9 protein-coding genes and 1 pseudogene are annotated in these 16,124 nt (G+C 45.4%); 5 read left to right on the forward strand and 5 right to left on the reverse strand.

The genetic code is table 11. The features are described from left to right. The first annotated feature begins 286 nt into the window (after window positions 1–286). Complete coding sequence (locus tag ACYX4M_RS05240) at window positions 287–3,406, forward strand: hybrid sensor histidine kinase/response regulator (protein ID WP_476082167.1); 3,120 nt, start codon at window positions 287–289, stop codon at window positions 3,404–3,406. A 39-nt stretch (window positions 3,407–3,445) separates the two neighbouring features. On the opposite strand, the gene ACYX4M_RS05245 is transcribed toward ACYX4M_RS05240, so the two are convergent. The 3 genes from ACYX4M_RS05245 to ACYX4M_RS05255 all read right to left on the reverse strand — a co-directional run bounded on the left by ACYX4M_RS05245 (window position 3,446) and on the right by ACYX4M_RS05255 (window position 8,591). After that, a complete protein-coding gene (locus ACYX4M_RS05245) occupies window positions 3,446–4,141 on the reverse strand; it encodes a DUF2982 domain-containing protein (protein ID WP_476082168.1) in 696 nt (231 codons plus the stop codon). 164 nt (window positions 4,142–4,305) lie between these two features. Continuing rightward, complete coding sequence (locus ACYX4M_RS05250; protein ID WP_476082169.1) at window positions 4,306–7,452, reverse strand: efflux RND transporter permease subunit; 3,147 nt, start codon at window positions 7,450–7,452, stop codon at window positions 4,306–4,308. Continuing rightward, window positions 7,452–8,591 carry an efflux RND transporter periplasmic adaptor subunit gene (locus ACYX4M_RS05255; RefSeq protein WP_476082170.1) on the reverse strand — a complete coding sequence of 380 codons (1,140 nt, stop codon included), beginning with the start codon at window positions 8,589–8,591 and terminating at the stop codon, window positions 7,452–7,454. Before ACYX4M_RS05255 ends, ACYX4M_RS05250 begins: the two co-directional genes overlap by 1 nt. A gap of 129 nt (window positions 8,592–8,720) precedes the next feature. Here ACYX4M_RS05255 and ACYX4M_RS05260 point away from each other — a divergent pair, with 129 nt between their 5' ends. The 4 genes from ACYX4M_RS05260 to ACYX4M_RS05275 all read left to right on the forward strand — a co-directional run bounded on the left by ACYX4M_RS05260 (window position 8,721) and on the right by ACYX4M_RS05275 (window position 13,067). After that, window positions 8,721–9,380, forward strand: a complete 660-nt coding sequence (locus ACYX4M_RS05260) for a TetR/AcrR family transcriptional regulator (protein ID WP_476082171.1) — start codon at window positions 8,721–8,723, stop codon at window positions 9,378–9,380. A 145-nt stretch (window positions 9,381–9,525) separates the two neighbouring features. Further along, the gene (locus tag ACYX4M_RS05265; protein WP_334060205.1) at window positions 9,526–10,539 is read left to right on the forward strand and encodes an aspartate carbamoyltransferase; all 1,014 of its coding nucleotides are present in this window, start codon (window positions 9,526–9,528) and stop codon (window positions 10,537–10,539) included. A 4-nt stretch (window positions 10,540–10,543) separates the two neighbouring features. After that, window positions 10,544–11,824: a glutamate-1-semialdehyde 2,1-aminomutase gene (gene hemL / locus ACYX4M_RS05270; RefSeq protein WP_476082172.1), complete on the forward strand. Its 1,281-nt coding sequence runs from the start codon at window positions 10,544–10,546 to the stop codon at window positions 11,822–11,824. 166 nt (window positions 11,825–11,990) lie between these two features. Beyond that, window positions 11,991–13,067 (forward strand): adenylate/guanylate cyclase domain-containing protein, encoded by a 1,077-nt coding sequence (locus ACYX4M_RS05275; protein ID WP_476082173.1) that lies wholly within the window; start codon window positions 11,991–11,993, stop codon window positions 13,065–13,067. 87 nt (window positions 13,068–13,154) lie between these two features. On the opposite strand, the gene ACYX4M_RS05280 is transcribed toward ACYX4M_RS05275, so the two are convergent. Beyond that, window positions 13,155–14,081 carry a Dyp-type peroxidase gene (locus tag ACYX4M_RS05280; protein ID WP_476082174.1) on the reverse strand — a complete coding sequence of 309 codons (927 nt, stop codon included), beginning with the start codon at window positions 14,079–14,081 and terminating at the stop codon, window positions 13,155–13,157. 178 nt (window positions 14,082–14,259) lie between these two features. After that, window positions 14,260–15,952: pseudogene (gene ggt / locus ACYX4M_RS05285) on the reverse strand (gamma-glutamyltransferase). Window positions 15,953–16,124 lie beyond the last annotated feature (172 nt).

Here is a 16,124-nt window from a genome sequence, read left to right on the forward strand (position 1 = left end):
GCGCACTACTTGATGAATGTACGCGAGCGTTTAGGCTATTGTGGGGTAAACCGCAATTGTGTGCAATCTTTGAAAACAATTGTCATCACTTTTCACATAGCCAGTGCCTCACTGTCTTTGCTAAGTAGCGAAGATTCTCGCATTCTAAATGCCATAAACGTGTTAATTGTTTGCTTTGTTATTATGCAAATAGAGTGTTTAAATAGAAGTGGTGAATTTATTGTTCAATATTCGCCTTAAAAATAATAAAACCCTTATCTAAACGGTAATCAAAGTACAGAACAATATGGCAACTTTTCGCGCATTTTCTTTTCTATTTATTTTGCTAGCTACCTTCTGGCCTTCTTGTTCCACTGCGCAACATATCGAGCAGCTATTCGATGAGCACAATACGCTGAACTTATCCGACTCACTGTACTTTTTATTCGAAACCGATTACCAACTTACCATTGGGGATGTATCAAGAAGACGAAATGACTTTCTTATGCATCCTCACGGCAATCCGAATTTTGGCTTTCGCAATAATGGTATGTGGTTGCTTACATCCGTTGCCAATGTTTCCAACGATAAAGACTGGGTGTTTTCAATAAACTTTAGCCAGCTTGATAGTGTTGATTTCTATTTAGTACAAAATGGAAAGGTCATTAACCAGAGCCATCAAGGTAAGACGCAAAAAGAACAACGTTTTCGCGTCCCCACCTTTCGCGTCGAACTCCCGAACAGCGACCCTGTCGATCTTTATATACGTATCGAAAGTCACTCTTCAAGTCTCATAGCTCCACTTCGCATACAGGCTGAACCTTTACACAGCAGCTATTTCCAAATGGACAGTTTGCTATGGGGCTTTTTTTACGGCGGCTTACTCATACTTGCTATCTATAATTTAGCCTTATTTTTTGGGGTAAAAGAAAAAAGCCTGCTGGCTTATGTTGGATACATATTTGCGGTGATCTTGTGGCAATTCGTATGGGGAGGACATACGCACCTATTGTTCACTCAAGGTATCCCCTCATGGTTAGCTGGTCACTCAGAATTAATATTCGTCATTATTGGTATCAGTTCAGGCCTGTTTACCAAGACTTTCTTAGAAACCGAAAAGTATTCGCCCACTGCTCACCCTATTATTAACCTATTACTAATCTGTCAGGCACTGACGGGACTGGTGTGTTTTATTGATCTTCTTCCTTCTATGTGGAAGAACAATCTAGTGTATGGTGTTGGGCTTATAGCCATTTTAAGCTACGTCTACGCGGGGTTTGAGGCCTTCTTTAATAACTTCAAACCTGCACGGTACTTTATTTTTGCATGGGGTATGCTTGCCACCGGCGCTATTGTTGGCATGTTAAGCCTTTTGGGCGTGCTGCCCTCAAACGATTTTACTACCTACTGCTTCCAAGTTGGCGTTTTCCTCGAAGCAGGGCTTTTTTCTTTCGCATTGATGGAGAAAAGCAGGGGACAGCTTGAAAGTGAAGTGGAACAAGCAACCAATGATTTACGCAACAATGTTGAGCTTATTGAAGAGCAAAATGCTCGTCTAGACATTGCCAGAAAAGATGCGATTAAGGCCAGTAACGTTAAGTCTCAGTTCCTTGCAAACATGAGTCATGAGATTCGAACACCGCTTAATGCAATCTTGGGGTTCAGTAAAGAACTCAATAACGCAATATTACCTACTGACCAGCAAGAACAAGTGAGGATAGTCAGTACTGCAGCTGAGAACCTGCTTACTATTGTAAACGACGTACTCGATTTTTCAAAAATTGAAGCAGGCAAACTTCAAATCAACAACCAACCTTTTTCTCCGAATAAACTGCTCGAAGAAATGGTCACCATTATGGCTAAATCTTCGCATAGTAAACGTATCGAGTTCGTTTTTGATTTAAAGCCACTGCCTGAAAAACTTATTGGTGATGTATTTCGCATTAAGCAAGTGCTTAACAACTTACTTAGTAACGCACTCAAATTTACTTCTAGCGGAACCATTACATTCTCAGTAAATGGGCGTTCGCTTCCTCACGGTATCCACGAGTTAAATATTACCGTTGAAGACACAGGAATTGGCATTAGCCGGCAAGACAGGAAAAAGCTTTTTAACGCTTTTTCTCAGGTAGATGATGCGCTTAATCGCAATTATCAAGGTACGGGCTTAGGTCTTGTTATTAGCAGAGAACTCGTTCGCCTGATGAACGGAGACCTTACGCTCAAAAGCGCACTGGGCCAAGGTTCTACGTTTAGCGTTTCCCTTCGCATGAACCAGCTTAGTCAAAAGTATTCGTTGACGAGTAGCGAAGACTGGAAAGAGAAAAACGTGGTTATTTTCGACCCCATTCCATCAACCCGCCGCTCAAGCGCTACCATGTTGTCGATATTGGGTGCCAAGGTTACCTCAGTGGAGTCCTTAGAATATTTAGCTACACTCAGCGACCAGTATGACTTCTTTATGGCAACGGTGCCGGTAAGCAAAATGGCACTGCGTGATACTTACCTTAGCAGATTTGTGCAGTTCCCCGCCAAAAAACGAGTTCTCTGGTATTCTGGCCCGGAGCCCTTTGCGCAATACCCTAGCCTATCGCAGCACTTCCATTCGCAAATACGTATGCCGATAACGTTGACTAAGCTAGACAGTCTGGTAAACCAACACGCAACGCCAGCGAAAAACGCCATGCAAGAAAAAATCAGCAGCTTGCCTAACGTGAAGATATTGGCTGTTGATGACATGGAAATGAACCTGAAGCTTCTGCACACATGGCTTGACCAGTCACCAGTTGAGCTCATTACAACTATTAGCGGACAGGATGCAGTAAACCAGTGTCAGACACAGGAGTTCGACCTAATTTTAATGGACGTTCAGATGCCAGGCATGGATGGTATACAGGCCACTCGAGAGATACGCAAGTCTCCTGTTAATATGGGCACGCCCATCATCGCTGTCACCGCGCATGCATTTAAAGAAGAGCAAGAGCGATTGCTTGCATCAGGTATGGATGATTACCTTCCTAAACCTATCGAAGTAGAATTACTCATCAACCTTATCAAGTCGTGGTGCCATAGTATTGAGCCCGGGGAGATCGAACTTCCTTCCGTTGACTGGCAGCTTGCGCTAAAACGTGCCAATCAAAACCAAGAAACCGCAAAAGAAATGTTGGAAGGCTTCATTACACTGCTTCCAGAAGCTATCGATACGCTTTCAGCCCTGTGGGAAGGACAGGACTATAACAAGCTTAAAACCGAGGTACACAAACTTCATGGGGCTTGTTGTTATACTGGCTTGCCGCGCATGCAACATCTCGCCCATGAAGCTGAGAGCGCGCTCAAGTTAGGCCAGCATAAGCTTGTTGATGAGCACTTACCTGCACTTATCGCTGAAGCTAAGAAGGTATTAAGAGAAGGGATTACCCGCGCTTAACGAATGACCCACCACACAGCACAATAAGTGCAGCATGGCTTAATCATTGTGAAAAGACTGCCGAGTTTGCTGGCATTCGGCGATTAACCTGGCAAATTCGGTGGCCTCTCTATCTAACTCTGAACTTGCTATAAAAATATCAAAACCAAGCCGTTTTCGTAGCTCTACCATTCGGTGAGCTAACATGGCTTTTATTCCTTTAATGATAGTACCGTCTTCCATTACGTATTGCTTATCGTCGAACATCGATTGTTCGTAACAGCTGCCAGACGCACAGTTCTCGTCAGTATTTTGCATTAGCAGTGGCCGCTGCTCCATCAGTAAGTGTGTAGCAAGCCTAGGTGATATTGTATTTAGAAAATCAGTGTAGCTTTTTATTTTAAAGCCGATTGTTTCTAAAGGTACGTGATCCAACCCATTGCGTACACGTGGGCAATCTGCGCGCTGTAGGTTGTCCCAGTGAATTCTCCAACTCCCGAGACGATGGCGATAGGTAATGTAATCTCTGGCTATTTCCAAACTATAGTCTGGTTCGCGCACCTTAAAATAGCCGACTAGCAAACACACCAGTGCTGCGCTGGTCAGAAAGATACCAGCTAGAAACAACCAGTCAGGCAGAAACGCCAGCCATAATGCTGCAACAAATAGCCCTACACAGCCTAATACTAAGCTAGTAATGCCGTTACTTTTTGATGCAGCTCGGATATAAATAGGTTCAACACTAGTGCCAGACATACAAGTACACCACCAACATAATTATGGCCCAAACGATATAAAGTCTGACCCGTTTACACTTCACACAGTCAGTCTGCCACCAGCGTAATATTGGGTGTGATTTACGCATACACTGATAACCCTTTTTTATACGCTCATTAGAAAGGGATAGTTTAACCGCAAAATTAAGCTAATGTGTGGTTTCTATAACGATAACGTTGAAATGCCGCCACAATAGTTGGAGTGAATACTAACGACAAAATGACGGAAAAGCCCACCCCACCTGCAAGTACAACAGCAAGTGGCGGCCAGAAGCTTCCTTCACTGAATAACAACAGTGGAATTAAACCGCCTACCGTTGTAAATGTTGTCGAGAGTATATGACGGCTACAGCTCATGGTTTCTTCAACAATGGCCTTGGTATCGCCTTGCTTCGCTTTGGGATTGGCATTGATTGCAGCTATGACTACGATCGATCCATTGATTGCAACACCAATAAGCCCTGCACAGCCAAGTAAAGGATTAAACCCTACTGGCAAACCAGAAATCCACAAGCTAAACATTCCCAGCCCCACTGAAAGTATCGCTACTAGAGCAATGACGCCTGCCATACGCAGGCTTGTGAACGTCAGTATAAGCGTGGTTATCATAAGAACTAATAGAACAGGCGCATAAGTGGCAAGCTTACCAAGCGCTTGCTGCTGTTCGTCTGCATCGCCTGCCAAGTGAATTCTATAGCCCTCGGGTAGTTCAAGTTGGCTCTCAAGCAAATCTCTTAACTGATTACTGGCATCAATTGCCGGAACCCCAGGAAGTAAAAAAGCCTGAATCCGGTTAAGCCTTTCTCCGTCAACGCGGGTAATGCTGCTGGTTGCAGGCTGTAACGTCAAATTAGTTACCGCAGCCAGGGGCGACCATGAAATAGCATTGTCGCCGGATACAGGTATAGGCATAGCATCCACACCAGTGACGTTTTGCCTGTAAGCCTCATCAAGCCTTACCCGAACCGGAATTTCTTCTGTACTCTCCAATACCGAGCCACCGGTGATCCCCGAGAAGTTGATCTGCATCTGGTTAGCAAGCTCAGAAAGGGTTAAGCCGAGGTAAGACAAGTTATCGCTCTGTGCATTAATTTTAAGCTCGGGCTCGCCCATAGAGATACTGGTGATAGACTGAGATATGCCGTCAACTTGTGACATCAACATACGTACTTTATCGCCTAAATCATTCAATATATTTAGATCTGGGCCGAATATTTCGACTTCTACCGGCGCAGCAATTGGCGGACCTTGACCGAACGCTCGCACTACAATTTGCACTTCAGGGTATTCGCTATCAAGGGAATGTTGTAACTTGCCTACCAGCGCTACAGCGTCTTCTACCGTTTGCGTCGAAACCACTGCGTTGGCAAAATAAGGCATATTGTCGCGAGTCATCATTTGATTGTAATACACTGAAGGGGCGGAACCACCCACTAACCAGCTAACCTGTTTCACGCCTTGCTCACTGCGAATAGCGGCATCAACGTTTTTAACGTAGTCGGTAGTGTTTTCAATGCTGCTCCCCTCTTTCGTCCACAGATACACTTCAAACTGGTCTCTATCTGCACTTGGGAAGAACACGTTGGCCAATGTCGAAGACAGCACAAACCCAGAAAGGCAAAGTATGGCGACTGCCGGCAGCACTAAAACGGGTTGTTTTATCCAGCGACCTAACTGCCTTTTAAAAGCTAAACTTAGCTGTGGCGCTTGAAGGCCAACTTTCCACCACGTCGTGGATACGACTTCACCTTGCAGAGCACTATCGTGCTTTGGTAAGAATCGTGCGGCTAGCGCGGCAATAATAGTTAGAGAAATAAACAAAGAGCCAATAAGCGCCATAACCACGCTTATAGCAATTGGGCCCACGAAATCACCTATATTTCCATCAAGAAGAAAGATAGGCATAAAGCCTAGGATGGTAGTAAGTGTTGAAGCTAAAAGTGGCGCAAATAAGTGAGAAACACTTTTTGCCATGGCCCCCACCCGCTTTAGGTTGGGGTCTTGCAAGTTAATGCGTATTTCATCGGTAATAACTATAGCGTTATCAATAAGCAGGCCGATGGCGATGATCATGCCAAAAATTGACATTTGATGTATTTGTTCGTTGTAAAAGCTCAGCGAAAACAGGGCAAAAGCAGCGCACAATGGCAGTGCTAACCCCACAATCCATGCTGCACGAAACCCCATGAAAAGCAGAATAACCATCATAACAACCGCACACCCCATCAATAAGTTCATCGATAGGTCGGCGAGGCGCGTGGCGGTATATTCATTTTGCTCAAATGCTACCGTAGCGGTTAAGGTTCCACTGAAATCTCTATTAAACTGCTCTACTACCCCTAATGCATTTTGCGTCCACACATCAGAACGCAATGAAGGCTGCATGCGAGCGGCGACAAAGATGGACTCTTCACCATTTAAAAAGGCTATTTCACCTCGAGGGGTGGTGTAACTGCGTTCTACCGACGCCACATCTTCGACTCTCAAATAGCGCCCCTGTTCATTAACAAGGGGAATCGACGCTATCATGTTTACACCATTCAAGCCCTCTCCTACCGTAAAGCGCAGGTTACTTTGTTCGGTGTTCAACATGCCCGCAGGCAATTTGGGGTCGGCGCGACTGATTGTATTGCTGACCTGCTGTAGTGTAAGGCCTGTCGCAGCAAGCTTAATGGGGTCAATATTTACGCTAATTTCTTCCTGCGGTGCACCGTATACACGCACTAACTCAGTCCCGTTAACATTGCGAAGTCGGTCGGTGAGCTCTTGAGCCAAACGAGCGGTAAGCGTAATAGGGGTATTGTCAAAATGTTCAGCGCGAAGAGAAAGCAGAAGGGTAAAGGCAGTTGCGCCACGTTTTTCATCAAATATTGGCGCCATTGCGCCTTCTGGAAATGACTCAGCGGCAGCACCTATTGCGTCACGGATCTCACTAAATAGCTGCTCGTTACTTGTGTTGTCGATCCAGTCCTGTGTTTCAATCAATATGATGGAAATCCCTGCACGAGAGGTAGATTTCACTTCCTTGATTTCAAATATTTCCCTTAATCTGTCTTCCAGTACGTCGCTGACTAAGGCTTCAACTCGCTCGGCTGATGCACCCGGATACTGGGTAATAATCAGTGCGTTTCGTGTATCAATTCGCGGGTCTTCTATTCGCGGCAAAGAGCCCAAGGCTGATAACCCAGCGGTAATCAAAATCAATAAACTTAAAATCAGCAAGTGGCCCCGTCGATAAAAGAGCGTGTACCACGGATAGGACTTATCGGCGTCGAAATTAAATGACTTCATTAACGGGCCCCAGCATGTTGTTGGCCAGGTATCGCTACCATTTGCCCAGGCGCTAATTTATGGGTACCTTCGTCAACGTAAATATCACCGTCTTTGAGTGCGCCGCGAACGAACGCTTTATTTCCATCTGTATATACAACCTCGACAACACGCGCCTCTATGGTGGCGTTCGACTGGCCGGATAAAACAAAAACGCGCCACAGGCCTCTAAGACCATTACTTAGAGCGTTTACCGGAAGCCAAGCGCCTGTTTCAGTATGGGAGCGGAAGGCAGACAAGATCGCCATATCGCCAGGGCGAACCTTTTCATTGCTATTAAGTGTAACCAGAATATCTACGGTTCGAGTCTGAACGTTTCGTGTAGGAAGGCGCTGAGATACCGTACCCGCAACATCAATATCGCCAACATTCACTAGTACGGGTTCATCTACATCAAACTGCTCTACGACGTCAGCAGGCACCGCAAAGCGGGCTTGATAGTTTTCGATACTCGTAATGCCAAATACGGGGCTTCCTGCACTAACCACACTGCCTTCATCAAAAAATCGGCGATTAACAACACCATCAAAAGGCGAAACGAGTGTAGTTTTTGCGATCTCTACATTGAGAGATTCGAGCGCGGCCTGCATTTCGCTGACCTGCGCTTTCGCTACATTTAAACTCGCTCTTGCTTCGTCCAATCGTTGTGCTGACTCTAGCTTTCTCTCCACTAATGAGGTGGTTCTATCACTGTTAACTTTTGCAAGTGCAAGGTCAGCGTTTGCTCGCTCTAGCGCTGCTTGTAGCTCTCTCTTTCTTGCATTTAGACGCTGCAAATCTTGGTGAGCAAGAATATCGCCTTGACTGACTACATCCCCTTCTTCAACAAGCATTCGGGTAACTTGACCAGCGACATCAAAAGATAAAGATGTGGCCTTAGGTGATTCAACTAAACCAAACACATTAATAGGCGTTTCAAAGCCTGATTGAATGGTGACCGTACCTGTTGAGACCGCAACGGGTAGTCTTGCCTCCGGCGTTTGCGTTGCATTCCCCAAACCAGCAGTCATCAGTAATACCACCAGTGCAGCTGTAAAAACGGCAATCGAAATAAGTAACGTGAATTTGCCATTTTTAGATGGGGTATTTGCAGCAGTCATAACAGTTCCTTTAACCAATTCGGCGTGTGCTCTAGGCTATATTTGCATACTTATTGTGCTATGCTAGTATATAAATACTAGACCGTCCAGTTTGATATTTAAATATTCTGCAATAAAGCGAGAACGTACGTGGCTACCATAAAAAAGCAAGGCCGTCCCAAAAGTGAAGAGAAATACCACCTTATCTTACATGCCGCGTCTTGCCTGTTTTTAAAAGAAGGGTTTGCTAATACGTCAATGGACACCGTGGCTAAAGCTTCTGGAGTATCAAAACAAACGGTTTACTCTCATTTCGAGAGCAAAGATGCTCTGTTTAAAGCCGCCATCTCTTCAAAATGTCACTCGTATCAACTCGACACTCAACAGCTTATCGACGCATCACTAGGCTCGCTCTCATTGTTTGAATGCTTACAAAAAGTGGGGTGTCAGTTTGTTCGTCTATTACAAGACCCTGAAGCTATCGCTATATTCCGCGTAATTATTGCCGAAGCAGTAAATAGCCCACACGTTGCCACATTGTTTTATCAAGCAGGTCCTGAAGCATCCCTCGCCACACTTAGCACAATGATAGAGAAATTTGGGCAAGGTAGCTTAAGCGCTGATATTGCGCAGCAGCTAGCCGTGGATTATTGCGCGCTACTTAAGGGCGAGTACCACACCATGATGTTATGTGGCATAAAGTCTCCGCTGACAGACGACGAAATCACGGCGCACGTTGACAGCGCAGCAGAAAAAATCCTGCTGCTCTTTACTCATTACACAAAGCAAAGTGGCAAACATCTAAAATAATATGAACCTTCTCAATTAGCTTAAATAAAGGTTTTATAAGCTACCAGGCTAAGAAAAAACGTAAAACAAGATTAACCTTGCGCTAATGACTTAATACCAGCGGTATTATAAACTAGCGGCGTTTTCGTTGATGATTGAGAAGCGCATGTCTGACTTTACCGGTAACCACATTCTTTCCGTTAATCAATTCGATCGCGAGGCCATTGAGAAAGTCTTCTCAGTCGCCAATTCCATGAAGCCTTACGCCAAGCGACAAAAACGCACGACCGTGCTAGACGGCGCTATTCTCGGGAACCTTTTCTTTGAGCCAAGTACGCGTACTCGGGTGAGCTTTGGTACTGCTTTTAATCTATTAGGCGGCGAAGTAAGAGAAACTACCGGCATGTCTAGCTCCGCCCTTGCTAAAGGCGAATCGCTTTATGACACCGCCCGCGTACTAAGCGGCTACTCTGATATTATCGCCATGCGCCACCCTGCGGCTGGCTCCGTTGCTGAGTTTGCAGAAGGTAGTCGAGTGCCTGTCATTAACGGGGGAGATGGCGCAAACGAGCACCCCACTCAAGCACTATTAGATCTATTCACGATTAAGCGCGAGCTTGAATACAACGGGCACGGTATTGACGGCTTACATATCGCAATGATTGGTGATCTTCGATACGGTCGAACTGTACACTCTTTATCACGCTTATTATGCTTGTTTAAGAATATTCGCTTCACGCTGATATCGCCAAAAGAGCTGGCTATGCCTCAGCCAGTTATTGATGCAATTGAGAACGCTGGACACCAGCTTACTATTACAGAAACGCTCGAAGGAAATATGGATGCGGACATATGCTATCAGACTCGCATTCAAGAAGAGCGCTTTCCTTCGCAAGAAGAGGCAAACAAATACCGAGGTAAGTTCCGTCTAAATCAGTCGATTTATACGAAACACTTTCAGTCGAAGACCGTTATTATGCATCCACTTCCTCGTGACTCACGTATGGAAGCCAACGAATTAGATAACGATCTAAACCTTAACCCAAACCTCGCTATCTTCAGGCAAACCGACAACGGTGTGCTTGTAAGAATGGCCTTATTTGCGCTAACACTTGGTGTAGAACATCTTCTCACTAAGTATGAGCGTGACGTTGTTTGGTACAGCAATAAGAGTAAGTAATTACATGCAAAAATCTGAAGCCCTATTTTCCCGCGCCCAAAAGACCATTCCCGGTGGCGTAAACTCACCTGTTCGCGCATTTAAAGCGGTAGGCGGTACACCCCGCTTCATTACCAAAGCTGACGGTGCTTACATGTGGGATGCGGATGGTAAGCAATACATTGACTACATCCAGTCTTGGGGGCCGATGGTACTGGGTCATAACAATGCAAAAATCCGTGAAGCAGTGATTGAAGCATCATACAGCGGCCTTTCATTCGGTGCGCCAACCGAAGCAGAAGTGATCATGGCTGAACTTGTTAGCGAGTTGGTGCCATCTATGGAGATGGTACGCATGGTTAACTCTGGCACAGAGGCCACCATGTCAGCCATTCGACTGGCTCGCGGCTATACCAGCCGAAACAAAATCGTTAAGTTTGAAGGCTGCTATCACGGTCATGCGGACTCACTTTTAGTTAAAGCAGGCTCTGGCGCATTAACCCTAGGCGTACCTAGCTCTCCGGGTGTACCTGCCAACGTAGCCGAACATACGCTAACGGTTGAATACAATAATCTAGATAGCGTTAAAGAGGTTTTTGAAGCTCACGGCGATGATATAGCATGTATTATTGTTGAGCCAGTCGCTGGCAACATGAACTGCATCCCGCCGGTGGAAGGTTTCCTTGAAGGGCTTCGCACAATCTGCGATGAGTACGGCAGCGTACTTATCTTTGATGAAGTGATGACAGGGTTCCGTGTATCTCGTGGGGGCGCTCAAGAGCGCTACAAGGTTAAACCAGACCTAACTTGCTTGGGTAAAGTTATCGGTGGTGGTATGCCTGTGGGCTGTTTCGGTGGACGCCGCGACATCATTACTCATATCGCGCCAACTGGTCCTATCTACCAAGCCGGTACACTTTCGGGTAACCCTGTTGCTATGGCAGCCGGACTTGCTGCGTTAACCCAAATTAAACAGCCAGGACTTTACGATTCTATCTTTGAGAATACACAAAAGCTGGTTGATGGATTTCAAGCACTAGCAGACAAACACAATATTAGCCTAACTACTAATATTGCTGGCAGTATGTTTGGGATATTCTTTACAGACGTAGAGAAAGTTACTAACTATAAGCAGGCAATTAACTGTAATACCGAGCAATTCAATAAGTTTTACCACGGCATGTTAGAACAAGGTGTTTATTTGGCTCCCGCGTCCTACGAAGCAGGGTTTGTCTCGAAAGCACACAATACTGAAGTAATCGAAAAAACATTGGCTGCAGCGGATAAAGTTTTCTCAACCCTATAAGTTTATTGCCCCTTACCGTTAATTAAAGCTCGGCGCTAACACTTTTTGTAAATGTAATTAAATGTAATGTGTTAACGCCGAACTATCCTTTATACTTTCTCGGCAGCACAATTATCGACCGCTATGTTGCTGCTTTTCTATAGGAAATTTAAAGGTTTGATTAACAATGGATTGGCAAATAAGCGCGCTCTTTGCACTTACTCTTTACAGCACTGTTATAAGCGTTCTTTATGTTAGGCGCAGCAGGCGCTTCAAATATCGACTCAGAAAAGCCTTATCCCGCAACTCAAGTAAACTTGAGGCGACACTACAGGCTGCAGACGAAGCACGATTTCAGGCCGCTGCTGATGAAGCTTTAAAACTTACCCAAACTTTCCAGAAATTTGTACCCCGCCAGTTCGTAGAGCATATGGCTACCACTGATGTAGATTCATTGGAGGTTGGCTATGCTGCTGAAAACGATGTTGCCATCATGTTTTGTGATATTCGTGGTTTTGCAGGTTTTTCAGAACGTATTACCCCACAAGAATTGATGAATTTTTTAAATTCTTATTTCACGCGAATGAATGACCCTATTCACCAAAACCGAGGCTTTATCGATAAGTTTATGGGCGACGGCATCATGGCGCTATTCGATCATCAAGGAGGCACGCCCAAAGAAAAAGCTTTAGATGCGGTACAGGCGGCATTAGATTTACGTAAAGCATTAACTATTTATAACGGTCATCGGAAAAACTGCGACTACGAAGCGATTAATATGGGGATAGGCATTCACTTTGGACAAGTGATTATGGGAACCGTGGGCTCGGAAGATAGAATGGATACCACGGTTATAGGCGACAGTGTAAATATAGCCTCTCGACTGGAAGCTCTGACGCCTAAATACCAAGCTGACATCATTGTAAGTGCTCAGGTGCTACAAATTATAGGCCCTAACGATTCCCTCAGAACTCGTTTACTTGACTGGGTTAGAGTAAAAGGGCGAAAAGCGCCTATTGAGATATACGAAATTCTCAGTCACCTACCAGAAAAAGAACAAGAGAAGAAGCTTGCGGTGCAAACGAAAATAGCAGCAGGTTTGGCATGTAGAATTAATCAGCAGTGGGATGAGTCTATTGCATATTTTGAAACGGCCCTAGCAATAAGCCCCAATGACTCACTCGTACATCACCACCTCGACGTGTGTCGTATTTACCGAAGCCTTGATCTAGCCCCTGACTGGGACGGCGCTTTGGTTCTTTAGTATTTAACTACCTGACATTTTGAAACGGTTTTTACTTGTTGATACAAATCCATTTACCAAATAAAAGTCGAGATTGGTTTAACGCTCTCAGTTTTCCGACAGCTTCGCCTGCTGACGAATGAAGGTCACCGAGGGTGCAAAGAACGCAGCGCCAGTCTCAGCACTGGTAAAGTCTAGCCAGCGGTCGTAGTCGCCTTCACCGTTGCCATAAATCTGACTATGCAGCATTTGTTTAAAAGGCCGCGCACTCGCGCTACAACTCACAAAAAATAGGCCTTGAGAAGCTATATCCCCGTAGGGCATACCCTGCTTTATCAGCCTAGGTTCATCGCCATCTGGGGCGACCGTACTTGCTCTCACATTATGTGACGACTCTGACTGCTCACTACTAACTAAGTTATGCTCTTGCGTTGTGCCCATTATCTGCTCTTGTTGACGGCTAGAAAGGCTATTCCAACGTCTTAAATCGTGGCGGTAGCGCTGAACATGAACATAGCTGCCACCGCTAAAATCTGGGTCATCCTCCCCTATAATACCCACTTTTCTGCGCTTCATTCCACGAGGGTTATCTGCTCCATACAGATACCCATTGAGATCCCGGCCGTCTAAATACCTGAAGCCTCTTATCTGTTCGACAAGCTCTACGTGAATGCGCAGCAAGTCCATCACTTCAATGCCAACGGCGTGGCAGATATCCAACCTATCAGCGCGAATTTGAATAAAAAGGTCACAGGGCATGGTGGGCGCGCTTCTGTCTTCACACTGCATATCAGGAAAAGGAGCAAGTTCAACGGGTATCAAACCCGGATAGACTTCTGCCCAATAACCAGTACCTATGGCCACCACACCCGTAACCATAGCCTCATAGTGCTCATTCTCGAAGTGCTCAAAAATGTCCAAAACACGAGATAATTTTGCTCGCACGGCTTGGCTATCATCGTCGATTACGTTCAGTAATAAATACTGTGCATGTAAATTAGGCTCAGCGCAGAGGCCTTTTTGTGGTTGTGTCATTGCCGCTCTTTTTGTTATTCACGCCTTGTTCTGACGTTTCACTGCTGACGAATATTCGCCACCCTTTGTATTGCGAACTTTTTTAATTGTAGCAACTGCCTCAAACTTAAAATCTTTTCAAGTGAAGACGAGCTTTATTGAGCAGACCCTCTATCGCTCAATATTTACCCTAGTGTGCTTAATAGCCCGCAGCTTGTCCATCTTTTCGCGTTTCTGAGGCACCAAAATAAACCCCTTTTTGCTCATCCCAAGCAATGGCTTGGTAACCACCAAATGCACCTACAACGCGCTGAAGCTTATGCCCCCGCTCCATGAGTTCTCGTTGAACGGTTTCACTAAAGCCAGATTCTAAGCTCACATAGCCGCCATCGGTCATAAGCGCCCCAGTTGGGCTACTTGAACCACTGTGCAGTATGCGGGGAGCATCTCCGGCTTCTTGCAAGTTCATACCGAAATCGAGAATATTCACAATTATTTGCGCGTGCATTTGTGGCTGAGTTCCACCGCCCATCACCCCAAAGCTCATCACTGGCTTACCGTTTCTGGTTACAAAAGCCGGGATAATAGTGTGAAACGGACGCTTGCCCGGGCGATATTCGTTAAAATGCCCTTCTTCAAGTGTAAACATCTCGCCTCTATTTTGAAGAATAAAACCAAGTCCAGGTGGCGTCATTCCTGACCCCATGCCGCGGTAGTTGCTTTGAATTAAAGACACCATGTTGCCCTCTTTATCAGCAACAGTAAGGTAAATGGTGTCTCCTTCGTAAATGCCTGCATCAACGCGATTTGCAGCGCGTTCATTGTCAATCAGCTTTTGGCGCTCAGCGGCATATTCTTTCGAAATCAGCCAATCGACGGGAATCTCATTAAAATCTGGATCAGCATAGAACTTAGCGCGATCTTCAAAGGCAAGCTTTTTGGCTTCAACGAAAGTGTGTATGTAGTTAGCTGAATTAAACCCCATTCCTTCGATATCGTAGCGTTCTAGCACGTTAAGAATCTGTAGTGCCGCTATACCTTGTCCGTTAGGCGGAAGCTTCCCAGACATCGTAGCCGCGATAGTTAGCGGAAACGGGCTCTACCCACTCAGAGGTATGCGATGATAAATCTTGATATGACAAAAAGCCCCCTTGGGACTTCATATAAGCATCGATGGTACGAGCTATATCACCTTTATAAAAAGCATCACGTCCGCCGGTCGCTATCTTTTCATAGGTCACGGCTAACCCGGGGTTTTTAAAAATATCACCTTTTTGCGGCACCTTACCGTCGATCAGGAAGGTTTCAGCAAACCCGTCGTAATGGCCAATCCGTTCTTGATTCATTTTCCAGTAGTAAGCGATGACTTCTGAGACCGGAAAACCCTCACGGGCATATTTAATTGATGGCGTGAGCAGCGCTGACATGGGCAGTTTGCCAAATTTTTCGTGCAGAGCAAACCAACCATCTACAGCACCAGGGACAGATACGGGCAGAGGTCCAAATTTGGGTATTTGATGAAGACCACGTTCGGCAAAGACTTTTTTTGTTAGCTGTCTAGGTGACCGGCCAGAAGCGTTTAAACCCACCAACTTTTCATTTTTTGCGTCCCATACAATGGCAAATAGGTCGCCACCAATACCGCTACCTGTAGGCTCAACCAACCCCAACATGGCGTTGGCCGCAATGGCTGCATCAACCGCGCTGCCACCTTGTTTTAAAATATCCAGAGCAACTTGCGTAGCTAATGGTTGGCTAGTGGCCGCCATGCCGTTTTTTGCGATAACTTCTGAGCGACTTGCAAAGGGTTGCCCCGTTATTCTGTCATATCCAAAACAATTAATACTGAAAAAAGCCAATATCAAAGATAGGAGTCGCACACTTACAGTCATAACTATCCTTTTACAAAAATGTTGCCGTTGATAAATCTAGCCTAAGCCGTTTAAAACATAGTGTAGCCTTATTGTCACATTACGCCTAGGGCCTTTTCTTCAGTCTTATAGAAACTGAAAAGTACATGACTTTAAACGAAAAAAGCCCCGCAACTGCGGGGCTTAAACGAAG

It is taken from the genome of Alteromonas sp. ABV4_150 (genome assembly GCF_056311745.1).

What these genes read in the sequence shown, in the direction of transcription:
- ACYX4M_RS05240 (WP_476082167.1), top strand. Translation starts at nt 287, where the DNA reads ATGGCAACTTTTCGCGCATTTTCTTTTCTATTTATTTTGCTAGCTACC.
- hemL (WP_476082172.1), top strand. Translation starts at nt 10,544, where the DNA reads ATGCAAAAATCTGAAGCCCTATTTTCCCGCGCCCAAAAGACCATTCCC.
- ACYX4M_RS05280 (WP_476082174.1), bottom strand. Translation starts at nt 14,081, where the DNA reads ATGACACAACCACAAAAAGGCCTCTGCGCTGAGCCTAATTTACATGCA.
- ACYX4M_RS05265 (WP_334060205.1), top strand. Translation starts at nt 9,526, where the DNA reads ATGTCTGACTTTACCGGTAACCACATTCTTTCCGTTAATCAATTCGAT.
- ACYX4M_RS05255 (WP_476082170.1), bottom strand. Translation starts at nt 8,591, where the DNA reads ATGACTGCTGCAAATACCCCATCTAAAAATGGCAAATTCACGTTACTT.
- ACYX4M_RS05250 (WP_476082169.1), bottom strand. Translation starts at nt 7,452, where the DNA reads ATGAAGTCATTTAATTTCGACGCCGATAAGTCCTATCCGTGGTACACG.
- ACYX4M_RS05275 (WP_476082173.1), top strand. Translation starts at nt 11,991, where the DNA reads ATGGATTGGCAAATAAGCGCGCTCTTTGCACTTACTCTTTACAGCACT.
- ACYX4M_RS05245 (WP_476082168.1), bottom strand. Translation starts at nt 4,141, where the DNA reads ATGTCTGGCACTAGTGTTGAACCTATTTATATCCGAGCTGCATCAAAA.